The organism is Bradyrhizobium sp. WSM2254, from assembly GCF_000472645.1.
Classification (GTDB): Bacteria; Pseudomonadota; Alphaproteobacteria; order Rhizobiales; family Xanthobacteraceae; genus Bradyrhizobium; species Bradyrhizobium niftali.
The window spans coordinates 45,747-70,722 of the sequence record NZ_AXAB01000043.1 but is presented as its reverse complement, the minus strand read 5'-3'; the positions used below and the strand labels follow the sequence as shown (position 1 = coordinate 70,722).

Sequence of the window (24,976 nt, the reverse complement as noted above, 5' to 3'; positions counted from 1 at the left end):
TGTCGTGTGCCCCGCCCGCCCCTACTGATCCGGCCCGAACTTGAACTTGCCGTCGCCTTCCAGATACGGGCCGCTGCGCATGTAGAGCTGGCCGTTGTGGCCGATGAAGAACAGCGTGCCCTTCGGCACCTTCTTGGCCCCCTTCAGCAGCTCGCCGGCATTGCTGGTGCCCATCCTGTAGGAATAGGTCTTGCCTTCCTTGTCATAGGCGTAGCCCATGTCGGGCTTGAGCTCCCAGGGCGTCGCGTCGGCCTGTGCCAATGCGGGTGCCGTGGATGCGCCGAGCGCGGCTGCGATTGCAAATGCCTTCGTTGAAAATGCCATGATCCCATCCTCCCCATCGTCGGGGCACCCGGCTTGAACAAATCACGAACGGTATTTTCGGGTCAATTCGCAAAACGCCGCAGCGCATCACGTCTTGTCCAGCAGTTTGTGATTTTCCCTTCGTCCCCTCGCGACTATGTTCCGCTTTCCGTCTAGAACGCAATCCGACAAAAATATTGGTAGGGGGATGATTCGGATGAACCATGTCATGAAAGCCTGCTCGGCGGCCGCGCTGTTGGTGACGGCGCTGGCGCCCGCCGCCTGGGCGGATGACTACCAGCTCAGCCACAACCAGCGGATTTCGTGCAGCCGCGGCCTTGCCCCGGGCAAGCTGAACACGGCGACCTGCAAGTCCTACACCTATCTCTTCAACACCAGGACCTCGGAATATTTCCGCTGCCAGGTCTCGCTGGCGCTGACCCGGGACAACAAGGAAGTCATCAACGTCCAGACCGACGGCGGCTGCACCAAGAAGCCGCGCATCTTCGAGACCGACGGCCATTACGACTTCGACGCCACCGAGACCGAGCCGCCGAACACCAACTCGTTCTTCGGTCCCGGCGGCTACTCGGTCTGGGCCGCCGACGTCACCGCGCAGAAGGTGCGCGGCTGCATCATCATCTCCTCCGGCCTCGGCTCCGACATCTCCAAGTGCCTGGACATGACGTTCCAGTGAGCTGATCGCGCGCTCGAACCCGATGGGTTCGGGCGCGCCGCGATCCGGCTGCGCCACCTCGCCGCACCCGCCGGGTTCCCCAAAAGCTGAGCCGGAACGGCCATTTGCCGCAGTCCTGTTTTGCCTATTGGATGGGTTGACCCGCTCCCCTCATCCGGCCAATTTCCCCGCCGGTTTGGGGAGTACAGAAATCATGAAACGGACGATTTTCGGCGTGGCCGCGGCTCTTGCTCTGGCGGCGTCGGCGCCTTGCGCGCATGCGCAATCCTTCATCAACGTGCTGACCGGAGGCACCTCCGGCGTCTACTATCCGCTCGGGGTCGCGATCGGGAAGATCTACGGCGACAAGATTCCGAACGTGAAGACGCAGGTGCAGGCCACCAAGGCGTCGGTCGAGAACCTGATCCTGCTCCAGCAGGGCCGCGGCGAGCTGGCGTTCACGCTGGGCGACTCGCTCAAGGCCGCCTGGGACGGTGAAGAGGAGGCGGGCTTCAAGACCAAGCTCGACAAGCTCAGGACCATCGGCGCGATCTATCCGAACTACATCCAGATCGTCGCGACCACCGAGTCCGGCATCAAGACGCTGGCGGACCTCAAGGGCAAGAGCCTCTCGGTCGGCGCGCCCAAGTCGGGCACCGAGCTGAACTCCCGCGCGATCCTCAGCGCCGCCGGCATGAGCTACAAGGACCTCGGCAAGGTGGAGTATCTGCCGTTCGCCGAATCCGTCGATCTCATGAAGAATCGCCAGTTGGGTGCGACGCTGCAATCGGCCGGGCTCGGTGTTGCCTCGCTGAAGGATCTCTCGACCTCGAGCCCGATCACGGTGGTGTCGGTGCCGAAGGAGACCGTCGACAAGATCGGCCCGCCCTTCATCGCGGCGATCATCCCGGCCAACACCTATACCGGCCAGGACAAGGACGTGCCGACCGCGGCCGTGGTGAACTATCTCGTGACGAGCGCGGCGGTGTCGGACGATCTCGCCTACCAGATGACCAAGCTGGTCTACGATTCGCTGCCGGAATTGCAGAATGCCCACGCGGCCGGCAAGGAGATCAAGCTCGAGACGGCCGCCACCGGCAGCCCGGTTCCGCTGCACCCCGGCGCGATCCGCTATTACAAGGAAAAGGGGCTGATCAAGTAAGGCGCTTTATCCGTCGACGTCATGCCCGGGCCAAAGCGCGAAGCGCGTCTTCGCGCAGATGTCCCGGGCATCCACATTCTTGGCGGCACTGTAGGCCGTGGATGGCCGGGACAAGCCCGGCCATGACGCGTGCGGGGACAGTGCCAATGTTATAATGACGCACCTATCAGGGCGCGGGGACATATCGATGTTGCAGGCAGAGGGCACCGAAGCGCCCATCAAGGTCGAGTTCGACAATTTCGAGCACGGTTTCCCGGAGGGCTTCGGCCCGGGCTGGTGGGGCCGGCTCGCCTACTGGATCGGCATCGCCTTTGCGACCTTCCAGCTCTATGTCGCCGCCTTCAACTATCTGCCGAGCCAGGTGGTGCGCGGCGTCCATGTCGGCTTCCTCGTTCTCCTCACCTTCGGCCTGATCGCGAACTTCACCGCGAAGAGTGACTTCGGCCGCGCGCTCGGCTGGGTGATCGGCGGCGCCGGCTTCTTCTGCGGGCTCTATCAATGGATCTTCTATGCCGATCTGATCGCGCGCGACGGCGATCCGACGCGGCTTGATCTTGTGGTCGGTACGCTGCTCGCGGTGCTGATCTTCGAGGGCACGCGGCGCCTGATGGGCGCGGCGCTCCCGCTGATGTGCGGCGCGTGCCTGCTCTACTGGTTCTTCGGCCAATATCTGCCGTCGCCGCTCAACCATCGCGGCTATGATTTCGACCAGATCGTCACGCATCTGTCGTTCGGCACCGAAGGCTTTTACGGCGTGCCGATCTACGTCTCGGCGACCTACATTTTCCTGTTCATCCTGTTCGGCTCGTTCCTGGAGCGCGCCGGCATGATCCAGCTCTTCACCGACGTTTCTCTTGGGTTATTCGGCAGGACCCGCGGCGGACCTGCCAAGGTTGCGGTGTTCGCCTCGGGCATGATGGGCACGATCTCGGGCTCGGGCGTCGCCAACGTCGTCACCGTCGGCCAGTTCACGATTCCCTTGATGATCAAGTTCGGCTATCGCCGCGCCTTTGCGGCCGGCGTCGAGGCCACGGCGTCGATGGGCGGGCAGATCATGCCGCCGGTGATGGGTGCGGTCGCCTTCATCATGGCGGAGACGCTGGGCGTCCAGTACTCGGAAATCGTGAAGGCGGCGGCGATCCCGGCCATCCTCTACTTCGCATCCGCGTTCTGGATGGTGCATCTCGAAGCCGGCAAGCACGGCCTTGTCGGCATGAAGCGCTCGGAGATCCCGAGCGCCTGGAGGGCGCTGGTGACGCGCTGGTACCTCGTGCTGCCGCTCGCCGCGCTGGTCTACATGCTGTTCGAAGGCTTTACGCCGCTCTATGCCGGCAGCATGGGCCTCGCGCTCACGGTGACGTTGATCCTGGGCGCCAGCATCACGGCCGGTGCGTCCTCCATGGTGATCCGCACCATCTTCTGGGTCGGGCTCGCGCTCGTCGTCGCCGCATTGTCGCGTGACGGCCTTCAGATCGTGCCGGTCGCGAGCGTCGTCGCCGGGTTGATTGTGATCACTGCTTTCATCCGTGGTGGGTTCAAGGCCTTGCGCGAATGCCGCGACGCGCTGGCCGAGAGCGCCAAGTCCGCCATCACCGTCGGCATGGCGTGCGCCATTGTCGGCGTCATCATCGGCATGATGTCGCAGACCGGCGTCGGCACCATCTTCGGCGGCTGGGTGATCGGGCTCGGCGAGAAGAGCCTGTTCCTGGCGCTGATCATGACCATGCTGCTGTCGATCCTGCTCGGCACCGGCATTCCGACCATCCCGACCTACATCATCACCGCCGCGCTCGCAGCGCCCGCGCTGGCGAAACTCGGCGTGCCCCTGATCGCGAGCCACATGTTCGCGTTCTACTACGGCATCATGGCCGACCTCTCGCCGCCGGTGGCGCTCGCCGCGCTCGCGGCCGCGCCGATCGCAAAGGAAAATCCGGACAAGATCGGCTGGGAGGCGATGCGCATCGCGCTCGCCGGCTATGTCATCCCCTTCATCTTCGTCTACTCGCCGGCCTTGATGCTGCAAGCCGGCGATCCCATGGCGGCCAGGCTCGGCTTCTACGGTGCGGTCGCGCTGGCGACCTTCAAGGCACTGGTGGCGATCGGCCTGTTCGGCATGGTGGCGATCGGCTTCCTGTTCACGCGGCTGACACTGCCCGAGCGCGTGGTCGCGCTCGGCGCTGCGCTTTGCCTGCTCGGCGACTTCCCGTTCAGCGACACCGCGGGCTTCGTGCTCTCTGCCGCGCTGGTGCTGTGGCAGTGGCGGCAGCGCCCGCCGGCAGCGGTCGAGGCGGTGTGAGCCTCTGCTTCGCAACAGCATCGGGCGTGAAGGCGCTGGCGCTGTCCGCCTTCACGCTGGTGTGGACGCATTCGATCGAAAAGGTCGACTGGCAGGAAGACTGGCGCGTCACGCCTGGTGGTCTCGAACTGGTGCTGGCGCGGGTCAAGGGCACCGGCGCCGGCATGGAGCCGCCGCCCGAGGCGCGGCTCGTCGATGGCTGGTTTCAATGGCAGCCGAAGCGTGCGCCGATGCAGGAGGTCGTGCTCGGCAATTCCGGTGCGGCCGGGGAATGGCGGCTCTGCCATGAGGGGAAGTGCCGGACGTTGTCGGAGATTGTCGGGCATCCCATAGGTGCTAACGTTACAAAAATGAGCGCCTGCAAAGATCCGTAGCCCGGATGAGCGAAGCGATATCCGGGAACGGCGCCCCCGGATATCGCTTCGCTCATCCGGGCTACAAAGAACAACAACGGGAGACACGCGATGGATCGGCTCAAGGGCAAGGTTGCGATGGTGGTGGGGGCCGGCTCGATCGGGCCCGGCTGGGGCAACGGCAAGGCCACCGCGGTGACCTTTGCGCGCGAGGGCGCGCAGGTGTTCTGCGTCGACCGCAACGGCACTGCTGCCGAGGAGACCGCGAAGATCATCAAGGACGAAGGCGGCAAGGCGACCGCGTTCACCGCCGATGTCTCGCGGTCAGCCGAGATCGAGGCGATGGTCGCGGCGTGCCTCAAGGCCTATGGCCGCATCGACGTGCTCGACAACAACGTCGGCATCGCCGAGATGGGCAGCGTGGTCGACGTGACCGAGGAGAGCTGGGACCGCGTCTTCAGCGTCAACCTCAAGAGCGCCTATTTCGCCATGAAGCACGTCATCCCCGTGATGGTGAAACAGGGCGGCGGCTCGATCATCAACATCTCCTCGATCGCCTCGATCCGCCACATGGGCATCTCCTACGTCACCTACGGCACCTCGAAGGCGGCGATGAACCAGATGACGCGCACCACCGCGATCGAGTTCGCGCGGCATCATGTGCGTGTGAATGCGATCCTGCCCGGCCTGATGAAGACGCCGATGGTCGAGCATTCCGCCGGCCTTGCCGCCAGCTACGCCAAGGGCGACGTGGAGGCGATGTGGCGCGCGCGCGATGCGCAAGTGCCGATGGGTCACATGGGCGATGCCTTTGACGTGGCGAATGCCGCGCTATTCCTGGCGTCGGACGAGTCGAAATATGTGACGGGGATCGAACTGGTCGTGGACGGCGGGATCACGTGCAAGGCGGGGGCGTAGCTCCAATCTCCGCCGTCGTCCCGGACAAGCGCGCCTCAAGCGCGCGCAGATCCGGGACCCATAACCACAGGATGGAGTTGTTTTGCTAATCCGTAACTCCGAGTCGTCGTAACCACATCTGCCTGTGGTTATGGGTCCCGGATCGGCGCTCCGCTCCAGTCAACGCTGCGCGTTGTCTGGAGCTGCGCTTGTCCGGGACGACAGCGGAGTATTGCTCACTGCGCCAGTGCCAGAATCCCACCGGCGAAAGAATGCCATGCCGCAGTCTCGCTGACCGGCCAGTTCAGCACCTTCACCGCCAGCATCGCGAGCGTGCCATAGATGTAGACCGGATGCACGCGGCCCTCGGCGCGCCAGTCGCGCACCATGGCAACGACGAGCAACAGCGCGGCCACCACCGCCGGCGCGATGGTCACCGGCACCGGCGGGGGGCCGGGCGGTCCTGGAGGAGCGAGGAAGGTCAGAAACCAGCGCGCGATCGCGGCGTCGAGGATCGAGACCGCGGCGAGCAGCATCAGGCGCTTGTGAACTTCCGGCCTGCGCGTGTTCACGATGCCGAGCACGAACACCACCGCAAAGAACGCGATGCCGCTCATCGGCACGATCGAGAAGGCGATGCCGGCCTCTTTCTGCCCGAGCGCGGCGGAGTGCTGCATCACGTGCACGGAGGCGAGGAAGCCGAAGATCGTCATCGCGGTCGCGAGCGAAACGCCGACGATGCCGATCGCGCGGTGATTGACCACGCGGCCTGAGGCCGCGAGCCAGGTCTGGATCACGAAATAGAGAGACCAGGTGAAGAACAGGAGGCCGTGAAAATGAATCACCGGGCTTGCGGAAAACGCACCGCGGGCGAGCGGCACCCAATAGGTCGGTGCGAAGCCGAGCAGAGCGGTCGCCGCGCAGGCCAGGGCCATGTGGAGATAAAAATATCGTGCGGGCGACGCATCACGCGCGCGGACACGACGGTCGTCGGTCAGGGTCGTCATCTGGAATGTGTCTGGGGAGGCGGTGTTTGGTTCAAAGCCCCGCTGTCGTCCCGGACAAGCGCGCCCCAAGCGCGCGCAGATCCGGGACCCATAATCACAGGGAGCAGTTGGTTGCTAAGCGGTAACTCCGAGTCGTCGTGACCACATCCGCCTGTGGTTATGGGTCCCGGATCGGCGCTCCGCTCCAGTCAACGCTGCGTGTTGTCTGGAGCTTCGCTTGTCCGGGACGACAGCGGAGTGCGCTGCTCTTGAGCCTTATCCTCCCGCGCTCAACTCTGCGCGATCGAGCTCCTCCTCGAGGCGGTGAAAGGCGTCGTCGCCGATCACCTCGGTGGCGCGCAGGTCGAAGATGGATTTGCGCGCGGCCTCGATGGCGCGGCGGCGCAGGGGATCGGCGGGCAATTCGCCATTGGCGATGCCGCCGTTCGGATCGTCGTCCGCCTGCATCAGGATGGCGCGATATTCGAGCCTCAAGATCTCCGCCTCCTCCGACGGATCGCTTTCGATCACATCGAGCGCCGCGCGATAGGCCACCGCGCGTCCGCGCGCGACCTCGGTGCCGACGGGATCGTCGTCCGTGAGGCCGAAGGCCAGGATCAACGGCCGCAGCGTCAGGCCCTGGATGACGAGCGATCCCAGCACGACGGCAAAGGCGATGAACACGATGAAGTCGCGATAGGGAAAGTTTTCCGGCAGGGCGAAGGCGGTCGCGAGCGTGACGAGGCCGCGCATGCCGCACCAGGAGATGATGAGGCCGCCCTTCGGCGAGGCCACCTGCTTCGGATCCTTGGGATGATAGAGTCCGTGGGCAATCAGCGCGCGCAATGTCGTGCGGTAGAACGTCACCCAGAGCAGCCGCACCAGGACCACCGTGAGCAGGATCCAGGCTGCCGCCACGCAATATTCCCAGCGCACGTCCGCGTCGAGCCGCGTCCAGATCGGCCGCATCTGCATGCCGATCAGCATGAAGGCGAGCACGTTGAGCACGAACACCATCGTCTCCCACACCGCATAGGACGGCACCCGCAGCCGTGCCGGCATGTGCGCCCCCGCCGTGCGCGCCATGGTGATGGCGTAGACGACGATGGTGAGGATGCCGGAGAGGCCGAGATGCTCGGCGGCGATCCAGACCATGAAGGTGGTGGCGAACTGCAGGATGATCGCGCTGGGCGCTTCCTTCACGCGTTGGAGGAACAGCGGTATGATGCGCCCCGCCAACAGACCGGCGAGGACGCTGCCGACCAGCGCCAGCGCGATCGTCGGCGCGACCTCGCTCCATTTCAGATGCTGCATGACGACCGCGCCGACAGCGATCCGATAGATCAGCAGCGAGGTTGCGTCGTTGAGCAGGCTTTCGCCCTCCAGCACCTTCACCATGCGGTGGGGCAGCTTGACCTGGCTCAGGATCGCGACTGCAGCCGCGGCGTCCGGCGGTGCCACGATGGCGCCGAGCGCGATCGCGGCGGCCCAGGGCATGTCAGGCATCAGCCGGTGCGCGACGTAGGCGACGCCTACCGTAGTCAGGCCAACCGCGGCCACCACGAGGGTCGAGACTGGAACCCAGTTGTTGCGCAGATCCCGCAGCGAGGTGTCGAAGGCCGCATCCAGCAGCACCGGTGCGACAAAAAGCGCCAATGCCAGGTCCGGCTCCAGCGTCCAGGTCGGACTCGACGGCACGAAGGCGATCAGCGCGCCACCGATGGCGAGAAAGGTCGGGTAGGGGACCTTGATCCGCCGTGCCAGCGCCGATAAGCCAACAGCGCCGAGCAGCAGCGCGATGATCCATTCGAATGTCGACACGATAATCCCCGAAACCGATTTGAGCGGCGCCACAAGCTAGCACCAATCCGGCCGTATGATGGATAGTACGGCCTCAAGGCAAGCCTTTCCGACTGCAAGGACCATGCGCTCTCTTCTCATTCAATTGTCAGGTGCGGTATTGCTCTGCGCGCTCCCGCTCGGCGTGGCTCTGGCGGCGACCGGCGGCGAGCCGGCTGCCGTCACGCAGGTCGACATCGCGCCGTGCCTCACGGCCGCCGCCGGCGACGACCTGGACAAGGCCAATTCCGTCTGCGCTGAGGTGATCGACAATGAGAAGACGGCGAAGGGGGACCTGATCAAGGCGCTCGTGGCGCGCGCCGCGCTTTACGCGCGGCATGATCAGGTCGACCGCGCGATTGCCGACGACAGCCGTGCTCTCTTGCTCGATCCCACGCTCGCGGATGTCTTCAACGCGCGGGGCGAGCTGTGGCTGAAGAAAGGCGACAAGCCCAAGGCAGTGCAGGATTTCGGCGCCGCGCTGAAGATCGATCCGAACCACGAGAAGGCCAAGGCCAATCACAAGGCGATGGCGCGCGAGCTCGAGCGGATCGGCGCGCAGATGGCGGTCGCGGGCAAGCCCAGCTTCAATTGCAGAAGTGCGGCCCGGGCGGTCGAGAAGGCGATCTGCGCCAACCGCGAGCTCGCCGATCTGGATCGGGAGATTTTTGGGTCGAATGCCCGCGTGATTCGGGAGGCGCGCAATCCCGCGGAAGCCAAGGCGCTTCAGCGCGAGCAGGACGAGTTCATCGCCCGCCGCAATGCTGGGTATGGCCGGCCGGGCTATGATCTCAAAAAAGCGATGCAGGAGCGGTTGCAGCGGCTGAACGGGGTGGACGGCTACTAGAGCGTTTTCGAGCGAAGTGGATACCGCTTCGCATGAGGAAACGCGTCAAACAGGGATCAAGAGCATGATCGGACTGATCATGCTCTTGCCGTTCCGCAAAACCATCCGTCCTGTCGGCGTCTACTGCAGACCGGTGGGGTTGGAGGTCGAGCCGATCGGCGTCGGAGCCGGACCAAGCGCACTGTTACCTTGAATCCGGTTGTTGAAATGCGACTGGGTGACGCCGCTGAACGCGGTGGCGTTGAAGGAAATATCGTTGTTCGAGAGGCGGACGGTGACCGTTCCGTTGAGGTTGCCTACGCCGAGACCGTTGTTGCTGACCACGCTGTTGCTGAGGTTTATTTCAGACGCCGCCGCGCTGCCCGATGCGCCGACACCGATCTGGGCGTTGCCCGTAACCACCGCCCGGTTGATCATGGCACGGCCGTTGTTGCCGATGAGAATGCCGATATTGGCCGAATTCTGAACGCGCACATTGTCGAGCGCGATGTCGAGGCGCTGCCCGGCGGCTCCGGGATTGTAGGCGATGCCGAAGGTGCCGGTATTTCGGACGGTGGTGTTGGAAACATACAATTCGCCGCCGCCGGTGCGATCATCCAGGATGCCGGACGCCGAACCGGCGAAAACGCCGTCGATGAGGGTGTCTTCGATGATGACCACGCCGCCGGTGATGGTGGAGCCGCCGCTGATCCGGATCCCGACAAGGCCGGTGTCGACGCCGTTCAGATTGAGGTTGCGCAGCCGGACGGTCTTTCTCGTATCTGTCGCTGCGAAGCTGTTGAACGGAATGTTGATGCCGTTGGTGCCGCTGAAGAGGACCGACCCGAAAATCTCATGGCAGTCGATGGTGATCGACTTGATAATGGTCACTGAGCCGAAGCCGCCGGGATCGAGGCAGTTGATCTCGCCGTTGAGGGCGGTCTTGGAAATCGCGCCGGCGAAGGTCTTGCATGGCGCGGTGCGGCTGCAGGGATTGACATCGTCGCCGACCCCCGACACCCAGGTCCGCGAGGCCTGGGCGTGAGCGGACGTGGCCGGCAGCGCGAGCAGCAGAAATGTTGCGGCAATGGTGTGCGACAGTGCAATCCTGTTCATGGTGCTCTCCGAAATGATGTGGCGATTGGCAATGGCTCTGCCACGCGGGAATACGGCTCGCCCTTGCGAGGGGCCGGCTATCTGAATGAAATCTGCGCGCTCTGGTAGCGGCTTCCCGCCGAGGCGACATCCGGCGCCAGTTCGAACGAGTACTCCGCACCGACCAGATCGGTCGGAAACACGAGCGACAAGTTGCCGACGCCCTCGTCATCGGTCTTGATGTCGCCGATCTGGCGAACGCATTTGAGCGAGACGTGATAGACCGTGTTGGGCTTGGCGGTCATTGCCACCTTCACGCTGGTGTTGCCGTCGAACAGCCGCGTTGCCCAGATCGTGCCCCTGACCGACGGTGAATCGGTATTGGGGACATCGCGGCCTGAACAATCGGAAGTGTCCTGATGAACGAGAACCACCTGCCGCTGGTTCGGATCGGTCGGACGATTGGGAATGTATTGCGCCGTTGTGGCAAGGGTCGTTCCCACGAGCATGGCGGCGCCGAGCCAGATGGAATTGTAACGCAGTCGGAAGATTGGCATCGCATATCGCATCGTTCCCTCCGCATGTAATTGGGGAAATCAACTATTTTAAGTAGTATTTCGGAATATGCCGATACTGGTTTCAGCACGACGTCTCGAGGCTGGTCGGAAATGCCCGGCGCACAATACACCTCATTAATGATACAAGTCTGTGAATTCGCTCACAGGTAGAGACTGGAGATTTCGCTGCGCTCCGATACGGTGCGATGGATCCCGTGACTCTGCCTGCGCCGACCGGCCTTGGAACCGCGGGCGACCTCACCGCTTGAACCGGTTGCTGCATGGCCGCGACAACGGTGAGAACCCGACGTCACGGAGCCCTATGCCATGTGCGGCATGCATTCTTCCGCGCAGATGCCCTCGTTTGCCAAAATCTCGCCTCGCGCCTTCTTCCTCGGCGCGGCCATAAGCCTTGCCCTCATCGCTCCGGCCTCGGCCGGCACCGATTGCGTGATGGGCAGCAAGACCGCTCCCGCCGAACTGATCACGGCGTGCAGCGCCATCATCGACCAGACCTCGAATTCATCGTCCGACCGCGCCACCGCGCTGCTGGTGCGCGCCGACGCCAATGCGCGAACCTCAGGCGGCCTCACGCAGGCGCTGCGGGATATCGACCGCGCCATCGCGCTGGACGGCAAGAACGCAAAGGCATGGCGCCTGCGCGGCGACCTGCTGCGCGAGGCCGGCGGCGACCTCAATCGCGCCGCGGCCGATCTGACCAAGGCGATCGAGCTCGATCCGCAGGATGCGGAGTCTTACGAGCGGCGCGGTGTCGTCTACACCAATCAGCGCCGGCTCGACCGCGCGCTCGCCGATTACGACCAGGCGATCAAGCTGAAGCCGGATGACGCGCAGGCCTGGTCCGACCGCGGCGTGACCTATTATCTCGGCGGCGACAACGAGAAGGCGATCCGCGATCTCAGCGAGGCGCTGCGGCTCGATCCGAACCGGCCGCGCACCTACACCAATCGCGGCGCGGCCTACAAGAAGCTCGGCCAGCTCGACAAGGCGGTCGCCGATGACGGCGAGGCGATCAGGCTCGATCCGAAGGTCCCCGAATATTACGACAATCGCGGCCTGGTGCTGGCCGCAATGGGTGAGTACGACAAGGCGATCGCGGATTACGACCAGGCGTTGCGGCTGGCGCCGAAGCCGAACTTCTTCACCAACCGAGGCGATTCCTATCAGCTCAAGGGCGAGCTCGGAGCGGCGTTGAGCGACTACGAGGCTGCGCTGAAGCTCGACCCGAATTTCGCGCAGACCTACAACAACCGCGCCGTGCTCTACAAGAAGATGGGCGAGCGCAGGAAGGCGCTGGCCGATTACGAGACCGCGCTGAAGCTCGACCCCGGCAACGACAACGCGGCCAACGGTCGCCGCAGCATGATCGCGGAGATCGCGAAATTCGGCGATGAGCCGCGGCGTCCGCTCGCGGCGAATTCCGGCAACGGTCCCTCGTTCGATTGCGCGACCGCAAAGCGCGAGGTCGAGAAGGTGATCTGCGCCGATCCGCAGCTCGGCGTGCTCGACCGCCAGATCGCCGAGACCTATGAGCGCGTGCTGAAATCCGCGAGCAAGCGTTCGGCCGGCGATCTGCGCCGTACCCAGCGCGATTTCCTCGCCACCCGTAACGCCAGCTTTGGCCGGCCCGGCTATGATCTGAGGAAGATCATGCAGGAACGGTTGCAGCGGCTGAACGCGATGGAGAGCTGAGAAGCCTCTACGCGCACACTGCGTTCCCTCCCCCCTTGCGGGGGAGGGTTAGGGAGAGGGGTGGCCACAAACTCTAGACTGAGTTCGTGGCCACCCCTCTCTCCCGCTCTCCCCCGCAAGGGGGGAGAGGGCTCACCTTTGTTGTGGCTCCAGCTTGCCTCGATGGCCTTTCTTCCCTCCGTCCCGAAAGGCCCATCCTTTTCAGCTTGAACCGCGGCCCGTTCCCGGGAAAATACCCCTCAAACAACACCGGCACTTGATCCCTGTCATGGCGGGACGCTCGTCCTGTCGGTCAGGTCAAGGCCAGGCGAATAAAGGGAACGGGAGCGCGGGCATGAACGTCAAGGGAACGAGTCTCTATCACGAGGTCCATGCACGCTCGCTGGCTGATCCCCAGGGCTTCTGGGCCGAGGCGGCCAAGGAGATCGACTGGATCGAGCCGCCGAAGACGATCTTTGATGCCTCGCAAGGAACCTACGGCCGCTGGTTCACCGGCGGCGTGGTCAACACCTGCTACAACGCGCTCGACCGCCATGTCGAACGCGGCCGCGCCGACCAGGTCGCGCTGATCCATGATTCGCCGCTGACGAGCTCGATCACCAGGCTCACCTATGCCGAGCTGCTGAACGAGGTGCAGGCGCTCGGCGCCATCATGCAGGATTTCGGCGTCGCCAAGGGCGACCGCGTCATCCTTTACATGCCGATGGTGCCGGAGGCGGTGGTCGCGATGCTCGCCTGCGCGCGCATCGGCGCGGTGCACTCGGTGGTGTTCGGCGGCTTTGCCGCGAAGGAGCTCGCCACCCGCATCGACGATGCGCAGCCGAAGCTGATCCTGTCGGCGAGCTGCGGCATCGAGCCCGGCCGCATCGTGCAGTACAAGCCGCTGCTCGACGAGGCGATCAGGCTCGCTGGCAGCAAGCCGAAGGCCTGCATCGTGCTGCAGCGTCCGCAGCTCACCTGTGACCTGGCGCCGGGCCGCGACTACGATTGGGCGAGCCTGCGCCGCAAGGCGATCAACGACGGCAAGAAGGCGCCTTGCGTGCCGGTCGCCGCGACCGATCCGCTCTACATTCTCTACACCTCGGGCACCACCGGCATTCCCAAGGGCGTGGTGCGCGACAATGGCGGCCATCTGGTCGCGGTGAAATGGTCGATGTTCAACCTCTATGGCGTCAAGCCGGGCGAGGTCTGGTGGTGCGGCTCCGACATCGGCTGGGTGGTCGGCCACAGCTACATCGTCTACGGCCCGCTGCTGCATGGCGCGACCTCGATCATGTATGAGGGCAAGCCGGTCGGCACGCCCGATGCCGGCGCATTCTGGCGCGTCATCTCCGAGCACAAGGCGGTGGCGCTGTTCACCGCGCCGACCGCATTCCGCGCCATCCGCAAGGAGGATCCGGATGGAAAGTTCATCCGGCAATACGACCTCTCGACATTCCGCACCCTGTTCCTCGCCGGCGAGCGTGCCGATCCGCCGACGGTGGAATGGGCGGAGCAGCAGCTGAAGGTGCCTGTCATCGACCATTGGTGGCAGACCGAGACCGGCTGGTGCATCGCCGGTAATCCGGTCGGCCTCGGCATGCTGCCGGTGAAGCACGGCTCACCGACGGTGCCGATGCCGGGCTACCAGGTCGACGTGGTCGATGAAGCGGCCAAGCCCGTCGGTCCCAACAAGATGGGCTCGATCGTCATCAAGCTGCCGATGCCGCCGGGCTGCCTGCCGACGCTGTGGAATCAGGATTCGCGCTTCAAGGAAGCCTACCTCAGCGAGTTTCCCGGCTATTACAAAACCTCGGATGCCGGCTACAAGGACGAGGACGGCTATGTCTGGGTGATGGGGCGCACCGACGACATCATCAATGTCGCCGGCCATCGTCTGTCCACCGGCGGCATGGAGGAGATCCTGGCCTCGCATCCCGACGTCGCCGAATGCGCCGTGCTCGGCGTCAAGGACGCGATCAAGGGCGAAGTGCCCTGCGGCTTCCTGGTGCTCAAGGCCGGCGTGAAGCGCGCACCCAGCGAGATCGAGAAGGAGATCATCGCGCTGGTGCGTGACAAGCTCGGCCCCGTCGCCGCCTTCAAGCTCGCCATCACCGTCGGCCGCCTGCCCAAGACGCGCTCCGGCAAGATCTTGCGCGGCACCATCAAGAAGATTGCCGACGGCGAGTCCTGGACCATGCCCGCGACGATCGAGGACCCCAAGGTGCTGGACGAGATCGGGGAGGCGTTGAAGGGGAGGGTGTGACTTTGCCCTCCGGTCGTCATGCCCGGGCTTGACCCGGGCATCCATCAATGAGCAAGCAATTGCCTTGATTTCGATGGATTGCCGGGTCAAGCCCGGCAATGACGAATGAGACAGGATCGACCAATGTCAGCCAAGCTCGCGCAGTACGGGGCCATCTCCCTGCTGGCCATCGCACTCTCCGCCTGCTCGGCGCGCTACCAGACGCCGGTGGCGATGGGGGGCGACGATGACGACGCAGTGTGCCAGAGCCGCGGTTATGCGGCGGGCTCGCCGGAATATGTGGCCTGCCGCAAGGACCGTGACGTCCAGCGCAGCGCCGCTACCGCCCGCGCCGACCGCCGCCAGCGCGATCTCGGCGAGTACATGCTGAACCATCCCGAGCGGCCGTGAGATCGGGCGTGGCACTATCCTGCGTCGTTTACTCGCATTGCTCGTGACACATCTGCAACGCCGCGACACAAATCGTGCCGCGTTTCGCCTGATTTGATCGGCGTCAAATCCTTCACCATCCCCTTTCTGCTCTGACGCTGACGTCGCGCAACGATGCGCGAGAGACGGCTGAAGGGGATTGAAATGCAGAGAACGACAAGAAACTTGGCGCGGATCGCGACGGTCGGCGCGATGCTCGCGGGGACTTTTGCATCGGTGCAGGCCGCGGACCTGCCGGTCTACAAGAAGGCGCCGCCACAGGTAGAAGGCTTCAATCCCTGGATGGTGCGCCTGCGCGTGCTCGGCGTGTTGCCCGATGCCGGCGGCTCGACCGTCAACGTCGCGGGCGTGCCGTCGCTGTCGTCGCCGAATTCCGGTCTCTCGATCAGCGACCAGGTCGTGCCCGAGCTCGACATCAGCTATTTCTTCACCAGGAACATCGCGGCCGAGCTGATCCTCGGTGTGACCAGGCATTCGATCAGCGGCACCGGCTCGCTCGCGAATTTGCCGATCGGCAAGACCACGCTGCTGCCGCCGACGCTGACGCTGCAATATCACTTCGACAATTTCGGTGCGTTCAAGCCGTATATCGGCGCCGGCGTGAACTACACCGTGTTCTTCAACAATTCCGCCGCCAATGCGCCGGCCGCCATCGCCGGCCCGCCCGCGATCGTCGCCACCACCACGAGCCTGCACGTCAGCAACGCCTTCGGCGGCGCCGTGCAGTTCGGCTTCGACTACATGCTCGACCGGCACTGGGGTCTCAACGTCGACGTCAAGAAGCTCTGGCTGCGGCCGGATTACAGCGCGACCGTCAGCGGCCTGCCCGTCACCGGCACCGCGCATATCGACCCGTGGCTGGTCGGCGCCGGCGTCACCTACAAGTTCTGATGCCGCCGACGCGGCGCCGGGCGGGGCCCCGGCGCCGCGTCGATCCGTTCGACCAATCCTGCATGCCGTCAGTCCGAATGCACGGTGCGGGGATGCCGATCGTGCAGGAGCTTCGCGAGCGGGTCGCGATCCTCGGGGTGCCCTTGTACGGCGATCTCGAACAGCGATTCCTGAATGTCCCGGGGCATCTCACCCCAGACCGACAGCGCCGCGTGACCAAGCATCAAGGCAAAGCGTTCTTCGTTGACTTGCATCTTTGATCCTCCGCGCGGGAACAATGCGACATCACACGCATCGTTCCCGACGGTGGCCACCTACGCCTCGCCGGCCGGCTGTTGAGATCATGCAGCCTCTCGCCTCGGCCTCCGCGAATCTGCCAGGCAGGCTTCGACACGCGCCGGCACGCCCAAACAAAAACGCGGCGGGGTGGCCCGCCGCGTTCAAATCCGGTTCGATGGTTAATCGGAGGACGGAGAATTACTCCTCCCCGTCGTCCTGCTTCTTGCCGCCGAGGGTCTTCAGCTTGGCGAAAACCGCGTCGACGTTGAGGTCGTCGCTCGATCGCTCGGCCGGCTCGAACTCGTCCTTCTTGGTGGTCTCCGAGGCCGGCAGCAGGGTCGCGCCGCCATAGGCCGCGTCGATCGGCTTTTCCTTGGCCGCGCGGGCCACCTCGAAATCGAGCTCGATCTGCGAGCAGAGGCCGAGGGTGACCGGATCGATCGGGGTCAGCGAGGAGGTGTTCCAGTGGGTGCGGTCGCGCACGCTCGCGATCGTGCTCTTGGTGGTGCCGACCAGGCGCATGATCTGGGCGTCCTTGAGCTCGGCGTGGTTGCGCAGCAGCCAGAGGATGGCGCTCGGGCGCTCGTGGCGGCGCGAGACCGGGGTGTAGCGCGGGCCCTTGCGCTTGGGCTGCGGCGGCAGCACGACCTTGCTCTCCTGGAGGCGGAGGCGGTAATCCGGGTTCTTCTCGCCCTTCTCGATCTCCTCGCGGGTGAGCTGGCCGTTGGAGAGGGGATCCATGCCCTTGATGCCCTGGGCCGCGTCGCCGTCGGCGATCGCGCGCACCTCGAGGGGATGCATCTTGGTGAAATCGGCGACCTGGTCGAAGGTCAGCGCGGTGTTGTCGAGCAGCCAGACGGCGGTCGCCTTGGGCATCAGAGGTGCGTTGCTCATGGCAAATCTCCTTTGTGCTTCGCCCACCCCTCTGGAGGCGAAGCCGGTGGTCATCAGCGATGACTGGGAATTCGCGCTATATAAGCCCGGAGGGGGTAGCCACGCAATGGTTCTGCTATAGATAGTGCCTTGACAGCGCCCGAAAGGGGGCCCAATTCCCTCTGAAGTCGCCGTAAGCCCGTACCCAAGCCCTATTCATCCATCGACCGCTTCCCGCCCCATTTGGCGAGGTGATTCGGTCCCGAGATCGCTCAATGTCAGCAAAACCAGACCTCAAGATCGTGCTTTGTTCTCCCCGCGGCTTCTGCGCCGGGGTGGTCCGGGCGATCGACACCGTGGAACGGGCGCTCGATAAATACGGTGCCCCCGTCTATGTTCGCCATGAGATTGTGCATAATAAATACGTCGTCGACGGGTTGAAGAAGAAGGGCGCCATCTTCGTCGAGGAGCTGGCCGAAATCCCGGAAAACACCTCCGCGCCGGTGGTGTTCTCGGCCCATGGCGTGCCGAAATCGGTTCCCGCCGACGCCCAGTCCCGCAATTTGTTCTCGCTGGACGCGACCTGCCCGCTGGTGACCAAGGTCCACCGCGAGGCCGCGATCCACTTCAAGCGCGGCCGCGAGATCTTCCTGATCGGCCATTCCCACCACCCCGAGGTGGTCGGCACGCTCGGCCAGCTCCCCGTCGGTGCCGTCACCCTGATCGAGACCGCCGAGGACGCCAAGACCATCACCCCGAAGGACCCCAACAACCTCGCCTTCGTGACCCAGACCACGCTGTCGATCGACGACACCGCGGAGATCGTTGCGCTGCTCAAGGAGCGTTTCCCGAACATCAACGGGCCGCACAAGGAAGACATCTGCTACGCCACCACCAACCGCCAGCTTGCGGTGAAGAAGGTGGCGCCGGTGGTGGACGCCCTGATCGTGGTCGGCGCGCCGAACTCGTCGAACTCGCAGCGCCTGCGCGAGGTCGCCGAGCGTGAGGGCTGCCCGATCGCGGTGCTGGCGCAGCGCGCCGCCGACCTCGACTGGAAGCGGTTCGAAAACATCACCAGCCTCGGCATCACCGCGGGCGCCTCGGCGCCGGAGGTGATCGTCGAGGAGATCATGGACGCGTTCGCCGAGCGCTTCACGCTGCATGTGGAGACTGTCTCGGCCGCGGAAGAGAACGAGTTCTTCCCGCTGCCGCGCCAGGTGCGCCCCGAAGCCGCCGCCGAGTAGACCTCTATGGCGGTCTACACCGACGTCGCCGCCGACGAGCTTGCGGATTTCCTGAGCCAATACGATCTCGGCGAATTGCTCTCCTACAAGGGCATCGCCGAGGGCGTCGAGAATTCCAACTTTCTGCTGCACACCACCGAGGGATCGTTCATCCTCACGCTCTACGAGAAGCGCGTGGCGAAGAACGATCTGCCGTTCTTCCTCGCGCTGATGACGCATCTCGCCGAGCACGGCGTCAATTGTCCGCTGCCGGTGAAGGGACGAGACGGCGAGGCGCTGCGCGAGCTGTCGGGCCGTCCCGCCGCGATCATCACCTTTCTCGAAGGCGTCTGGCCGCGCAAGCCGAACGCGGCCCATTGCGCCGGCGTCGGCGAGGGACTGGCCAGGATGCATCTGGCCGGCGCCAATTTCGCGATCAAGCGCGCGAACGCGCTCTCGGTCGCGGGCTGGCGGCCGTTGTTCGATGCGGCCGCAAGCCGCGCCGACGAGGTGCAGCCGGACTTGCGCGCGTTTCTCGCGACCGAGCTCGACTATCTCGCGAGCGGGGTCTGGCCGACCAATCTGCCCGAGGGCGTGATCCACGCCGACCTCTTCAACGACAACGTCTTCTTCCTCGGCGACAAGCTCTCGGGGATCATCGACTTCACCTTCGCCTGCAACGACATGCTGGCCTATGACGTCGCGATCTGCCTCAACGCCTGGTGCTTCGAGCCGGATCACTCCTTCAACGTCACCAAGGCGCGCGCCTTCCTCAATGCCTATGGCCGCGTGCGCAAGCTCTCGGAGGCGGAAGAGGCCGCGCTGCCGCTGCTGGCGCGCGGCGCCGCGATCCGTTTCCTGCTGACGCGGCTGGTCGACTGGCTCAACGTGCCGCCCGGTGCGCTGGTGAGGCCGAAGGATCCGCTGGAATATGTCCGCAAGCTGCGCTTCCACCAGAGCGTCACGAGCGTGCGCGACTACGGGCTGATGCCGTCAGGACTGGTCGCGTGAGCGAGCTTCCCGTTGTCACGATCTATACCGACGGCGCCTGCTCGGGAAATCCCGGGCCCGGCGGCTGGGGCGCGATCCTGAAGTTCGGCGACAAGGAGAAGGAGCTGAACGGCGGCGAGCGTCACACCACCAACAACCAGATGGAGCTGATGGCGGCGATCTCCGCGCTCGAAGCGTTGAAGAAGCCGTGCACCGTCGATCTCTACACCGACAGCCAGTATGTCCGGCAGGGCATCACCGGCTGGATCCACGGCTGGAAGCGCAACGGCTGGCGCACCGCCGACAAGAAGCCGGTCAAGAATGTCGAGCTATGGCAGCGTCTCGATGCCGCGCTGAAGGCGCATCAGGTCCGCTGGCACTGGGTCAAGGGCCACGCCGGTCATCCCGAGAACGAGCGCGCGGATCAGTTGGCGCGGGACGGGATCGTGAAGGCGAGGTTGCAGCAGAGGGTGGCGGAGTAGCGCGGGCTCGCTCTCTCCGCGCGTCGTAGCCGGGCTTGACCCGGCCATCCACGCACCGTCACCACGCTCTCCGCCGTCATCGCCCGGCTTGACCGGGCGATCCAGTATTCCAGAGACGCTTGTAATTCAGCCGAGAGGTCTCGGCGTACTGGATCGCCCGCCTTCGCGGGCGATGACAGTTGTGGATGAGGCTGAAAGCGATGACAGCCCTACAGCTACAGCCTTACAGCTGCCCGAGCAGCGTATCGCCGCCGGACACCTCGACCTTGCCGGGCATCGCCTCGAGGTTCAGCTTCTTGACCACGCCGTCCTCGACCAGCATCGAATAGCGCTTGGAGCGGATGCCGAGGCCGTTGGCGGAGGCGTCCAGCTCCATGCCGATCGCCTTGGCGAACTCGGCGTTGCCGTCGGCGAGGAAGATCGCCTCGTCGCGCTGGTCGGTGTCACGCTTCCAGGCGTTCATGACGAAGGCGTCGTTGACGGAGACGATGGCGATGGTGTCGACGCCCTTGTCCTTCATGGCATAGGCGTTGAGGAAGATGCTCGGCAGATGCATCTTGTGGCAGGTGCCGGTGTAGGCGCCGGGCACCGCGAACAGCGCCACCTTCTTGCCCTTGAAGATATCGTCGGTGGTCTTCACCTGCGGGCCTTCCGCCGTCATCACGCGGAATTTCGCCTCGGGCAGCTTGTCGCCAGTCTGGATCGCCATCGTCAGTCTCCCTGAAAATCGATCCCGCTTTCTAGACCGTGCGGCGGGCCTGCACAATATTGCCGGCAGGGAAAGCGGCGAAGGTTGCCGCCCTTCACCGTGATGTCATCAGCCGGAAAAGCCGCCATTGTCGAGGAAGGCCTGCTCTTCCTCGGTGGTCGGGCGTCCGAGGACCCGGTTGCGGTGGGGGAAGCGGCCGAACCGGCGGATGATGTCGGCGTGCTCCCGCGCGTATTTCAGGTTCTCGGCATTGTCGGCGTCCTGAAACAGCGCAATGCAGTGCAGCTGGTCGGGCAGGTGCTCGGAATGCATGAAGGGCATGTAGAGGAATTCGAGCAGGGCAGGATCGATCCTGCGATCCGCGCCCCGAGCGATGGCGCGGCGGGCAATTTCGCGCGCCAGCGCATCGCTGGAGAACGTCCTGGGATCGCCGCGAAACATGTTGCGGGGAAACTGATCGAGCACGATGACGAGCGCGAGCGCGCCGTCGTCGCTTGCCTCCCATGACGCCAGTTCGCCGGCGGCCGCCTTCTGCCAGAGGGCGAGAAAGCGGCGCCTGACCTCCGCGTCGAAAGCCTCGCTGTGCTTGTACCAGCGCTCACGGCCGGCCTCGCGCCAGAAGGCGAGAATGCCGGCCGGCTCGATGTCGCTGACGTCAGTCATGGCTCAACGGCAGCCCTACGCCGCCTCCGCCTTCTTCTCGTCGCGGAGCTGCCGGCGCAGGATCTTGCCGACATTGGTCTTCGGCAGGTCGGTGCGGAATTCGATGTGCTTGGGCACCTTGTAGCCGGTGAGCTGCTCCTGACAGAACTTGATCAAGGCCTCGGCGGTGAGGTTCTGGTCCTTCTTCACCACGAAGGCCTTCACCGCTTCGCCCGACTTGGAATCTGGGATGCCGATCACGGCGCATTCGAGCACGCCCGGATGGCTCGCGATCACTTCCTCGATCTCGTTCGGATAGACGTTGAAGCCGGAGACCAGGATCATGTCCTTCTTGCGGTCGACGATCTTGGTGTAGCCCTTCTCGTCCATCACGCCGATGTCGCCGGTGCGGAAATAGCCGTCCGCGGTCATCACCTTGGCGGTCTCTTCCGGCCTGTTCCAGTAACCCGACATCACCTGCGGGCCCTTGGCGCAGATCTCGCCCGCCTGGCCGAGCGGCACCTCGTTGCCGTCGTCGTCGCGGATGGAAATATAGGTCGAGGGCACGGGGATGCCGATCGAGCCGGAGAAATCGTTCGTGGTCGCCGGATTGCAGGTCAGCGTCGGCGAGGTCTCCGACAGGCCATAGCCTTCGGCGATGAAGCAGCCGGTCACCGCCTTCCACTGCTCGGCCACGGGCCGCTGCACGGCCATGCCGCCGCCGTTGGAGATCTTCAGCTTGGAGAAGTCGAGCTTCTTGAAGTCGGGATGATGCATCAGCCCGTTGTAGAGGGTGTTGACGGCCGGGAAGCTGTTGACCTGGTACTTCGCCAGCTCCTTGACGAAGCCCGCGATGTCGCGCGGGTTGGGGATCAGGAGATTGCAGCCGCCGGCGCGCACCGCGAGCAGGTAGCAGGCCGTCAGCGCGAAGATGTGATAGAGCGGCAGCGCGCAGACGATCAGGAGCTGGTCGATCTGCGGCGGCTGCGCCAGCGCCGGCTGGAGCCAGGCATCGTTCTGCAGCACGTTGGCGACGATGTTGCGGTGGAGCAGCGTCGCGCCCTTGGAGACGCCGGTGGTGCCGCCGGTATATTGCAGGAAGGCGACGTCGCCGGGCGACAGCTTCGGCTTGTTGAACGTCAAGCCGCGGCCGGCCGAGAGCGCGTCGTTGAAGGACACGGCGCCCGGCAACGACCAGGCCGGGACCATTTTCTTGACGCGGCGGACGACGAGGTTGACGATCACGCCCTTGAAGCCGAGCAGGTCGCCCATGCTGGCGACGATGACGTGCTTCACCGATGTCTTCGCGATCACCTGCTCGACGGTGTGGGCAAAATTCTCCAGCACGATGATGGCTTCGGCGCCGGAATCCTTGAGCTGATGCTCGAGCTCGCGCGGCGTGTAGAGCGGATTGACGTTGACCACCGCAAAGCCGGCGCGCAGCACCGCGGCGGTGGCGACCGGATATTGCAGAACGTTCGGCATCATGATGGCGACGCGGGCGCCGCGCTGGAGCCCGCGGCCTTGCAGATAGGCGGCCAGCGCAACCGACATCTGGTCGAGGTCGCGGTAGCTGATCGACTTGTCCATGCAGATGAACGCCTTGCGGTCGGCGAACTTGGTGAAGCTCTCCTCCAGAAGGTCGACCAGCGATGCGTATTGTGTCGGCTCGATATCGGCGGGCACGCCGGGCGGATATTGCTTAAGCCAGATGCGCTCCATGGAAACTCCCCTCTCCTACACCAGAGCCCGTTGTATCTCGGGCTTGCCTCATTACCGCCAGTATCGAGCCTGCCGGACCGGGTGGCAAGCCGTCGTGGCTTAGGGCAAAGGTCGGAAAGTGGCTACCGGAATCGTCGCAAGCCGCGCTGCCGCAGTGCGAAGTGCGGCTGCGGTTCAATTTCGAGGGGCGTTAACTGTTGTTGGCCGGCTTGGCCGGAGGCTTGGTCGCGGCCTTGGGCTTGGCGGGCTTCGCCGCCTGATCGCCACTTGCTGCGGGCTTCTCGGCGGGCTTCGCCGCGGCATGCTTGGTGCCGGCGGGTTTGGCTGCGGTCTTGGTGTCAGCCTTTGCGTCACCCTTCGCATCACCCTTGGCGCCCGGCTTCGCTGCCGCCGTCTTGGTGTCCTTGGGCTTGTCGGCCGGCTTGTCGGTTGCGTCCGGTTTCTTGGCGACGCGCTTGCCACGCGCCTTCGGCGTGGCCTGCTGGTCGGCATCGGCTGCGACCGCGGCGATCAGGGCGGTGCCGGTGCGGGTCGGGCCGGTATAGACCAGCACGGGCTCGGCCGCCGCCGGCGCCGAGGCCATCAGCTCGGAAGCCTTCATCAGGGGCGGCTGAAGCCCGGCGGTGAAGAAGGTCACCTGGGCCTCGCCGCCGGTGGCGGAGCCCGATCCGGTCGCGCCGCCACTGGCCGCGATCAGCGCATCGTCGTCGTCGCTCGCCGGCCGCTTGCGATGGCCGCCGCACATGTCGTCGCGCAGGTTCGGCGGCGATGCGTCGACCGGCACGAGGTTTTCGACGGTACCGAGCGAGGGACGCAGCCACGACAGATTGTCCTGGCTGAAGCCGCGCTCCAGCAGCTGCGCCGCCTTCACCGCGCGCGCCGTTCCGGAATTGGCGCCGAGCACAACGGCGATCAGCCGGCGGCCGTTGCGCGTGGCCGAGGCGACGAGGTTGTAGCCCGAAGCGCAGATGAAGCCGGTCTTGAAGCCGTCGGCGCCGGGATAGCGGCCGATCAGCTTGTTGAAATTCCCCGTGACGCGCTTGCCGAAGCGGATCGCCGGGATGTGCACGAAGTATTCGTATTCCGGCAGGTCGCGCAGGAACGAGCGCGCGAGAATGCCGAGATCCCGCGCAGACGTGATCTGACCATCGGCGGGCAGGCCGTTCGGATTGACGTAGCTCGTCTGCGTCATGCCGAGCTTCCTGGCGGTGTCGTTCATCATTGCGGAGAAGCCGTCGACCGAACCGCCGACGCCTTCGGCGAGCACCACGGCCATGTCGTTCGCCGACTTGACCATCATCATCTTCAACGCGTTGTCGACGGTGAGCTGCGTTCCCGGACGGAACCCCATTTTCGACGGCGACTGCGAGGCCGCCGTCGGCGACACCGTGAGCAGCGTGTCGAGCGTGAGCCTGCCGTCCTTCACCGCCTTCAACGTGACATAGGCGGTCATGATCTTGGTGACGGAGGCCGGATACCAGGGGATGGTCGCGTTATCCGCCTGCAACACCTTGCCGCTGTCGGCTTCGATCAGCAGCAGCGCTTCGGCGCTTGCCGCGCGTGGCGCGAGCAGCGCGGCACATGCGAGGGCCACGGCGAACAGGTTGAACAGGGATTTGCGAAGCAGCGGGCGAAAGGCGTGCACTATCCGATTCCGGTCCTTGGAGATCCGCCGGTTCCGGACGGTTCTCGTGATCTGAGTTTCGGGTTTTGAATTCCGGCGCCGCCGCTTGCGGCGTCGCAAACCTATACCGGCTCTTGCGTCGAGAATAGGGGTTTCGGCGCGGT

The 24,976-nt window shown here is 64.7% G+C and carries 24 protein-coding genes; 13 read left to right on the top strand and 11 right to left on the bottom strand.

What is annotated here, in order from left to right:
- Positions 1–21: 21 nt before the first annotated feature.
- On the bottom strand, positions 22–324 hold the full coding sequence (locus A3M7_RS0128595; RefSeq protein WP_027546997.1) for a hypothetical protein: 303 nt from the start codon (positions 322–324) through the stop codon (positions 22–24).
- Positions 325–520: 196 nt separating this feature from the next.
- Between A3M7_RS0128595 and A3M7_RS0128590 the strand changes: the two genes are divergently transcribed.
- From A3M7_RS0128590 to A3M7_RS0128570, 5 genes are all read left to right on the top strand, one after another.
- Positions 521–1,000, top strand: a complete 480-nt coding sequence (locus A3M7_RS0128590) for a hypothetical protein (protein WP_027546996.1) — start codon at positions 521–523, stop codon at positions 998–1,000.
- A gap of 193 nt (positions 1,001–1,193) precedes the next feature.
- Positions 1,194–2,141, top strand: coding sequence for a TAXI family TRAP transporter solute-binding subunit (locus tag A3M7_RS0128585; protein ID WP_027546995.1), 948 nt, complete (start codon positions 1,194–1,196; stop codon positions 2,139–2,141).
- Positions 2,142–2,328: 187 nt separating this feature from the next.
- Positions 2,329–4,437 (top strand): TRAP transporter permease, encoded by a 2,109-nt coding sequence (locus A3M7_RS0128580; protein ID WP_027546994.1) that lies wholly within the window; start codon positions 2,329–2,331, stop codon positions 4,435–4,437.
- Positions 4,398–4,811 carry a DUF1850 domain-containing protein gene (locus A3M7_RS0128575; RefSeq protein ID WP_027546993.1) on the top strand — a complete coding sequence of 138 codons (414 nt, stop codon included), beginning with the start codon at positions 4,398–4,400 and terminating at the stop codon, positions 4,809–4,811. Before A3M7_RS0128580 ends, A3M7_RS0128575 begins: the two co-directional genes overlap by 40 nt.
- 90 nt (positions 4,812–4,901) lie before the next feature.
- Positions 4,902–5,708, top strand: coding sequence for an SDR family NAD(P)-dependent oxidoreductase (locus tag A3M7_RS0128570; RefSeq protein ID WP_027546992.1), 807 nt, complete (start codon positions 4,902–4,904; stop codon positions 5,706–5,708).
- A gap of 215 nt (positions 5,709–5,923) precedes the next feature.
- Here the strand turns inward: A3M7_RS0128570 and A3M7_RS0128565 are convergent, their stop codons facing one another.
- The gene (locus A3M7_RS0128565) at positions 5,924–6,694 is read right to left on the bottom strand and encodes a hypothetical protein (RefSeq protein ID WP_027546991.1); all 771 of its coding nucleotides are present in this window, start codon (positions 6,692–6,694) and stop codon (positions 5,924–5,926) included.
- A 255-nt stretch (positions 6,695–6,949) separates the two neighbouring features.
- Positions 6,950–8,527, bottom strand: coding sequence for a sodium:proton antiporter (locus A3M7_RS0128560; RefSeq protein WP_084302591.1), 1,578 nt, complete (start codon positions 8,525–8,527; stop codon positions 6,950–6,952).
- Positions 8,528–8,597: 70 nt separating this feature from the next.
- Between A3M7_RS0128560 and A3M7_RS45065 the strand changes: the two genes are divergently transcribed.
- Complete coding sequence (locus tag A3M7_RS45065) at positions 8,598–9,359, top strand: tetratricopeptide repeat protein (RefSeq protein WP_049823734.1); 762 nt, start codon at positions 8,598–8,600, stop codon at positions 9,357–9,359.
- A gap of 120 nt (positions 9,360–9,479) precedes the next feature.
- Here A3M7_RS45065 and A3M7_RS0128540 read toward each other — a convergent pair whose 3' ends face one another.
- Both A3M7_RS0128540 and A3M7_RS45060 read right to left on the bottom strand, forming a co-directional pair.
- Positions 9,480–10,229: a hypothetical protein gene (locus tag A3M7_RS0128540; protein WP_245284339.1), complete on the bottom strand. Its 750-nt coding sequence runs from the start codon at positions 10,227–10,229 to the stop codon at positions 9,480–9,482.
- A 302-nt stretch (positions 10,230–10,531) separates the two neighbouring features.
- Complete coding sequence (locus A3M7_RS45060) at positions 10,532–10,990, bottom strand: hypothetical protein (RefSeq protein ID WP_156936998.1); 459 nt, start codon at positions 10,988–10,990, stop codon at positions 10,532–10,534.
- Positions 10,991–11,317: 327 nt separating this feature from the next.
- Here A3M7_RS45060 and A3M7_RS0128530 point away from each other — a divergent pair, with 327 nt between their 5' ends.
- The 4 genes from A3M7_RS0128530 to A3M7_RS0128515 all read left to right on the top strand — a co-directional run bounded on the left by A3M7_RS0128530 (position 11,318) and on the right by A3M7_RS0128515 (position 16,268).
- Positions 11,318–12,703 carry a tetratricopeptide repeat protein gene (locus A3M7_RS0128530; RefSeq protein ID WP_027546987.1) on the top strand — a complete coding sequence of 462 codons (1,386 nt, stop codon included), beginning with the start codon at positions 11,318–11,320 and terminating at the stop codon, positions 12,701–12,703.
- Positions 12,704–13,037: 334 nt separating this feature from the next.
- Positions 13,038–14,948 carry a propionyl-CoA synthetase gene (locus tag A3M7_RS0128525; protein WP_027546986.1) on the top strand — a complete coding sequence of 637 codons (1,911 nt, stop codon included), beginning with the start codon at positions 13,038–13,040 and terminating at the stop codon, positions 14,946–14,948.
- A 123-nt stretch (positions 14,949–15,071) separates the two neighbouring features.
- On the top strand, positions 15,072–15,338 hold the full coding sequence (locus A3M7_RS0128520; protein WP_027546985.1) for a hypothetical protein: 267 nt from the start codon (positions 15,072–15,074) through the stop codon (positions 15,336–15,338).
- 183 nt (positions 15,339–15,521) lie between these two features.
- On the top strand, positions 15,522–16,268 hold the full coding sequence (locus A3M7_RS0128515) for an OmpW family protein (RefSeq protein WP_027546984.1): 747 nt from the start codon (positions 15,522–15,524) through the stop codon (positions 16,266–16,268).
- A gap of 68 nt (positions 16,269–16,336) precedes the next feature.
- Here A3M7_RS0128515 and A3M7_RS0128510 read toward each other — a convergent pair whose 3' ends face one another.
- Together A3M7_RS0128510 and A3M7_RS0128505 are read right to left on the bottom strand one after the other, a co-directional pair.
- On the bottom strand, positions 16,337–16,522 hold the full coding sequence (locus tag A3M7_RS0128510; RefSeq protein WP_027546983.1) for a hypothetical protein: 186 nt from the start codon (positions 16,520–16,522) through the stop codon (positions 16,337–16,339).
- A 223-nt stretch (positions 16,523–16,745) separates the two neighbouring features.
- Entirely contained in the window at positions 16,746–17,441 is a 696-nt protein-coding gene (locus A3M7_RS0128505) for a DUF1013 domain-containing protein (protein WP_027546982.1), read from the bottom strand.
- Positions 17,442–17,695: 254 nt separating this feature from the next.
- Between A3M7_RS0128505 and ispH the strand changes: the two genes are divergently transcribed.
- The 3 genes from ispH to rnhA are packed head-to-tail and all read left to right on the top strand — an operon-like array spanning position 17,696 to position 20,115.
- The gene (gene ispH / locus A3M7_RS0128500) at positions 17,696–18,664 is read left to right on the top strand and encodes a 4-hydroxy-3-methylbut-2-enyl diphosphate reductase (protein ID WP_027546981.1); all 969 of its coding nucleotides are present in this window, start codon (positions 17,696–17,698) and stop codon (positions 18,662–18,664) included.
- 6 nt (positions 18,665–18,670) lie between these two features.
- Complete coding sequence (locus tag A3M7_RS0128495; protein ID WP_027546980.1) at positions 18,671–19,654, top strand: homoserine kinase; 984 nt, start codon at positions 18,671–18,673, stop codon at positions 19,652–19,654.
- Positions 19,651–20,115: a ribonuclease HI gene (rnhA, locus tag A3M7_RS0128490; protein WP_011084134.1), complete on the top strand. Its 465-nt coding sequence runs from the start codon at positions 19,651–19,653 to the stop codon at positions 20,113–20,115. The genes A3M7_RS0128495 and rnhA overlap by 4 nt, the downstream gene beginning before the upstream one ends.
- Positions 20,116–20,338: 223 nt before the next feature.
- Here rnhA and A3M7_RS0128485 read toward each other — a convergent pair whose 3' ends face one another.
- From A3M7_RS0128485 to A3M7_RS0128470, 4 genes are all read right to left on the bottom strand, one after another.
- Positions 20,339–20,824 (bottom strand): peroxiredoxin, encoded by a 486-nt coding sequence (locus tag A3M7_RS0128485; RefSeq protein ID WP_008543132.1) that lies wholly within the window; start codon positions 20,822–20,824, stop codon positions 20,339–20,341.
- Between the two features lie 108 nt (positions 20,825–20,932).
- Positions 20,933–21,487, bottom strand: a complete 555-nt coding sequence (locus A3M7_RS0128480) for a DUF924 family protein (protein ID WP_027546979.1) — start codon at positions 21,485–21,487, stop codon at positions 20,933–20,935.
- A 15-nt stretch (positions 21,488–21,502) separates the two neighbouring features.
- Positions 21,503–23,188, bottom strand: coding sequence for a long-chain fatty acid--CoA ligase (locus A3M7_RS0128475; protein WP_027546978.1), 1,686 nt, complete (start codon positions 23,186–23,188; stop codon positions 21,503–21,505).
- A 190-nt stretch (positions 23,189–23,378) separates the two neighbouring features.
- On the bottom strand, positions 23,379–24,833 hold the full coding sequence (locus A3M7_RS0128470) for a D-alanyl-D-alanine carboxypeptidase family protein (RefSeq protein ID WP_027546977.1): 1,455 nt from the start codon (positions 24,831–24,833) through the stop codon (positions 23,379–23,381).
- Positions 24,834–24,976: the final 143 nt, after the last annotated feature.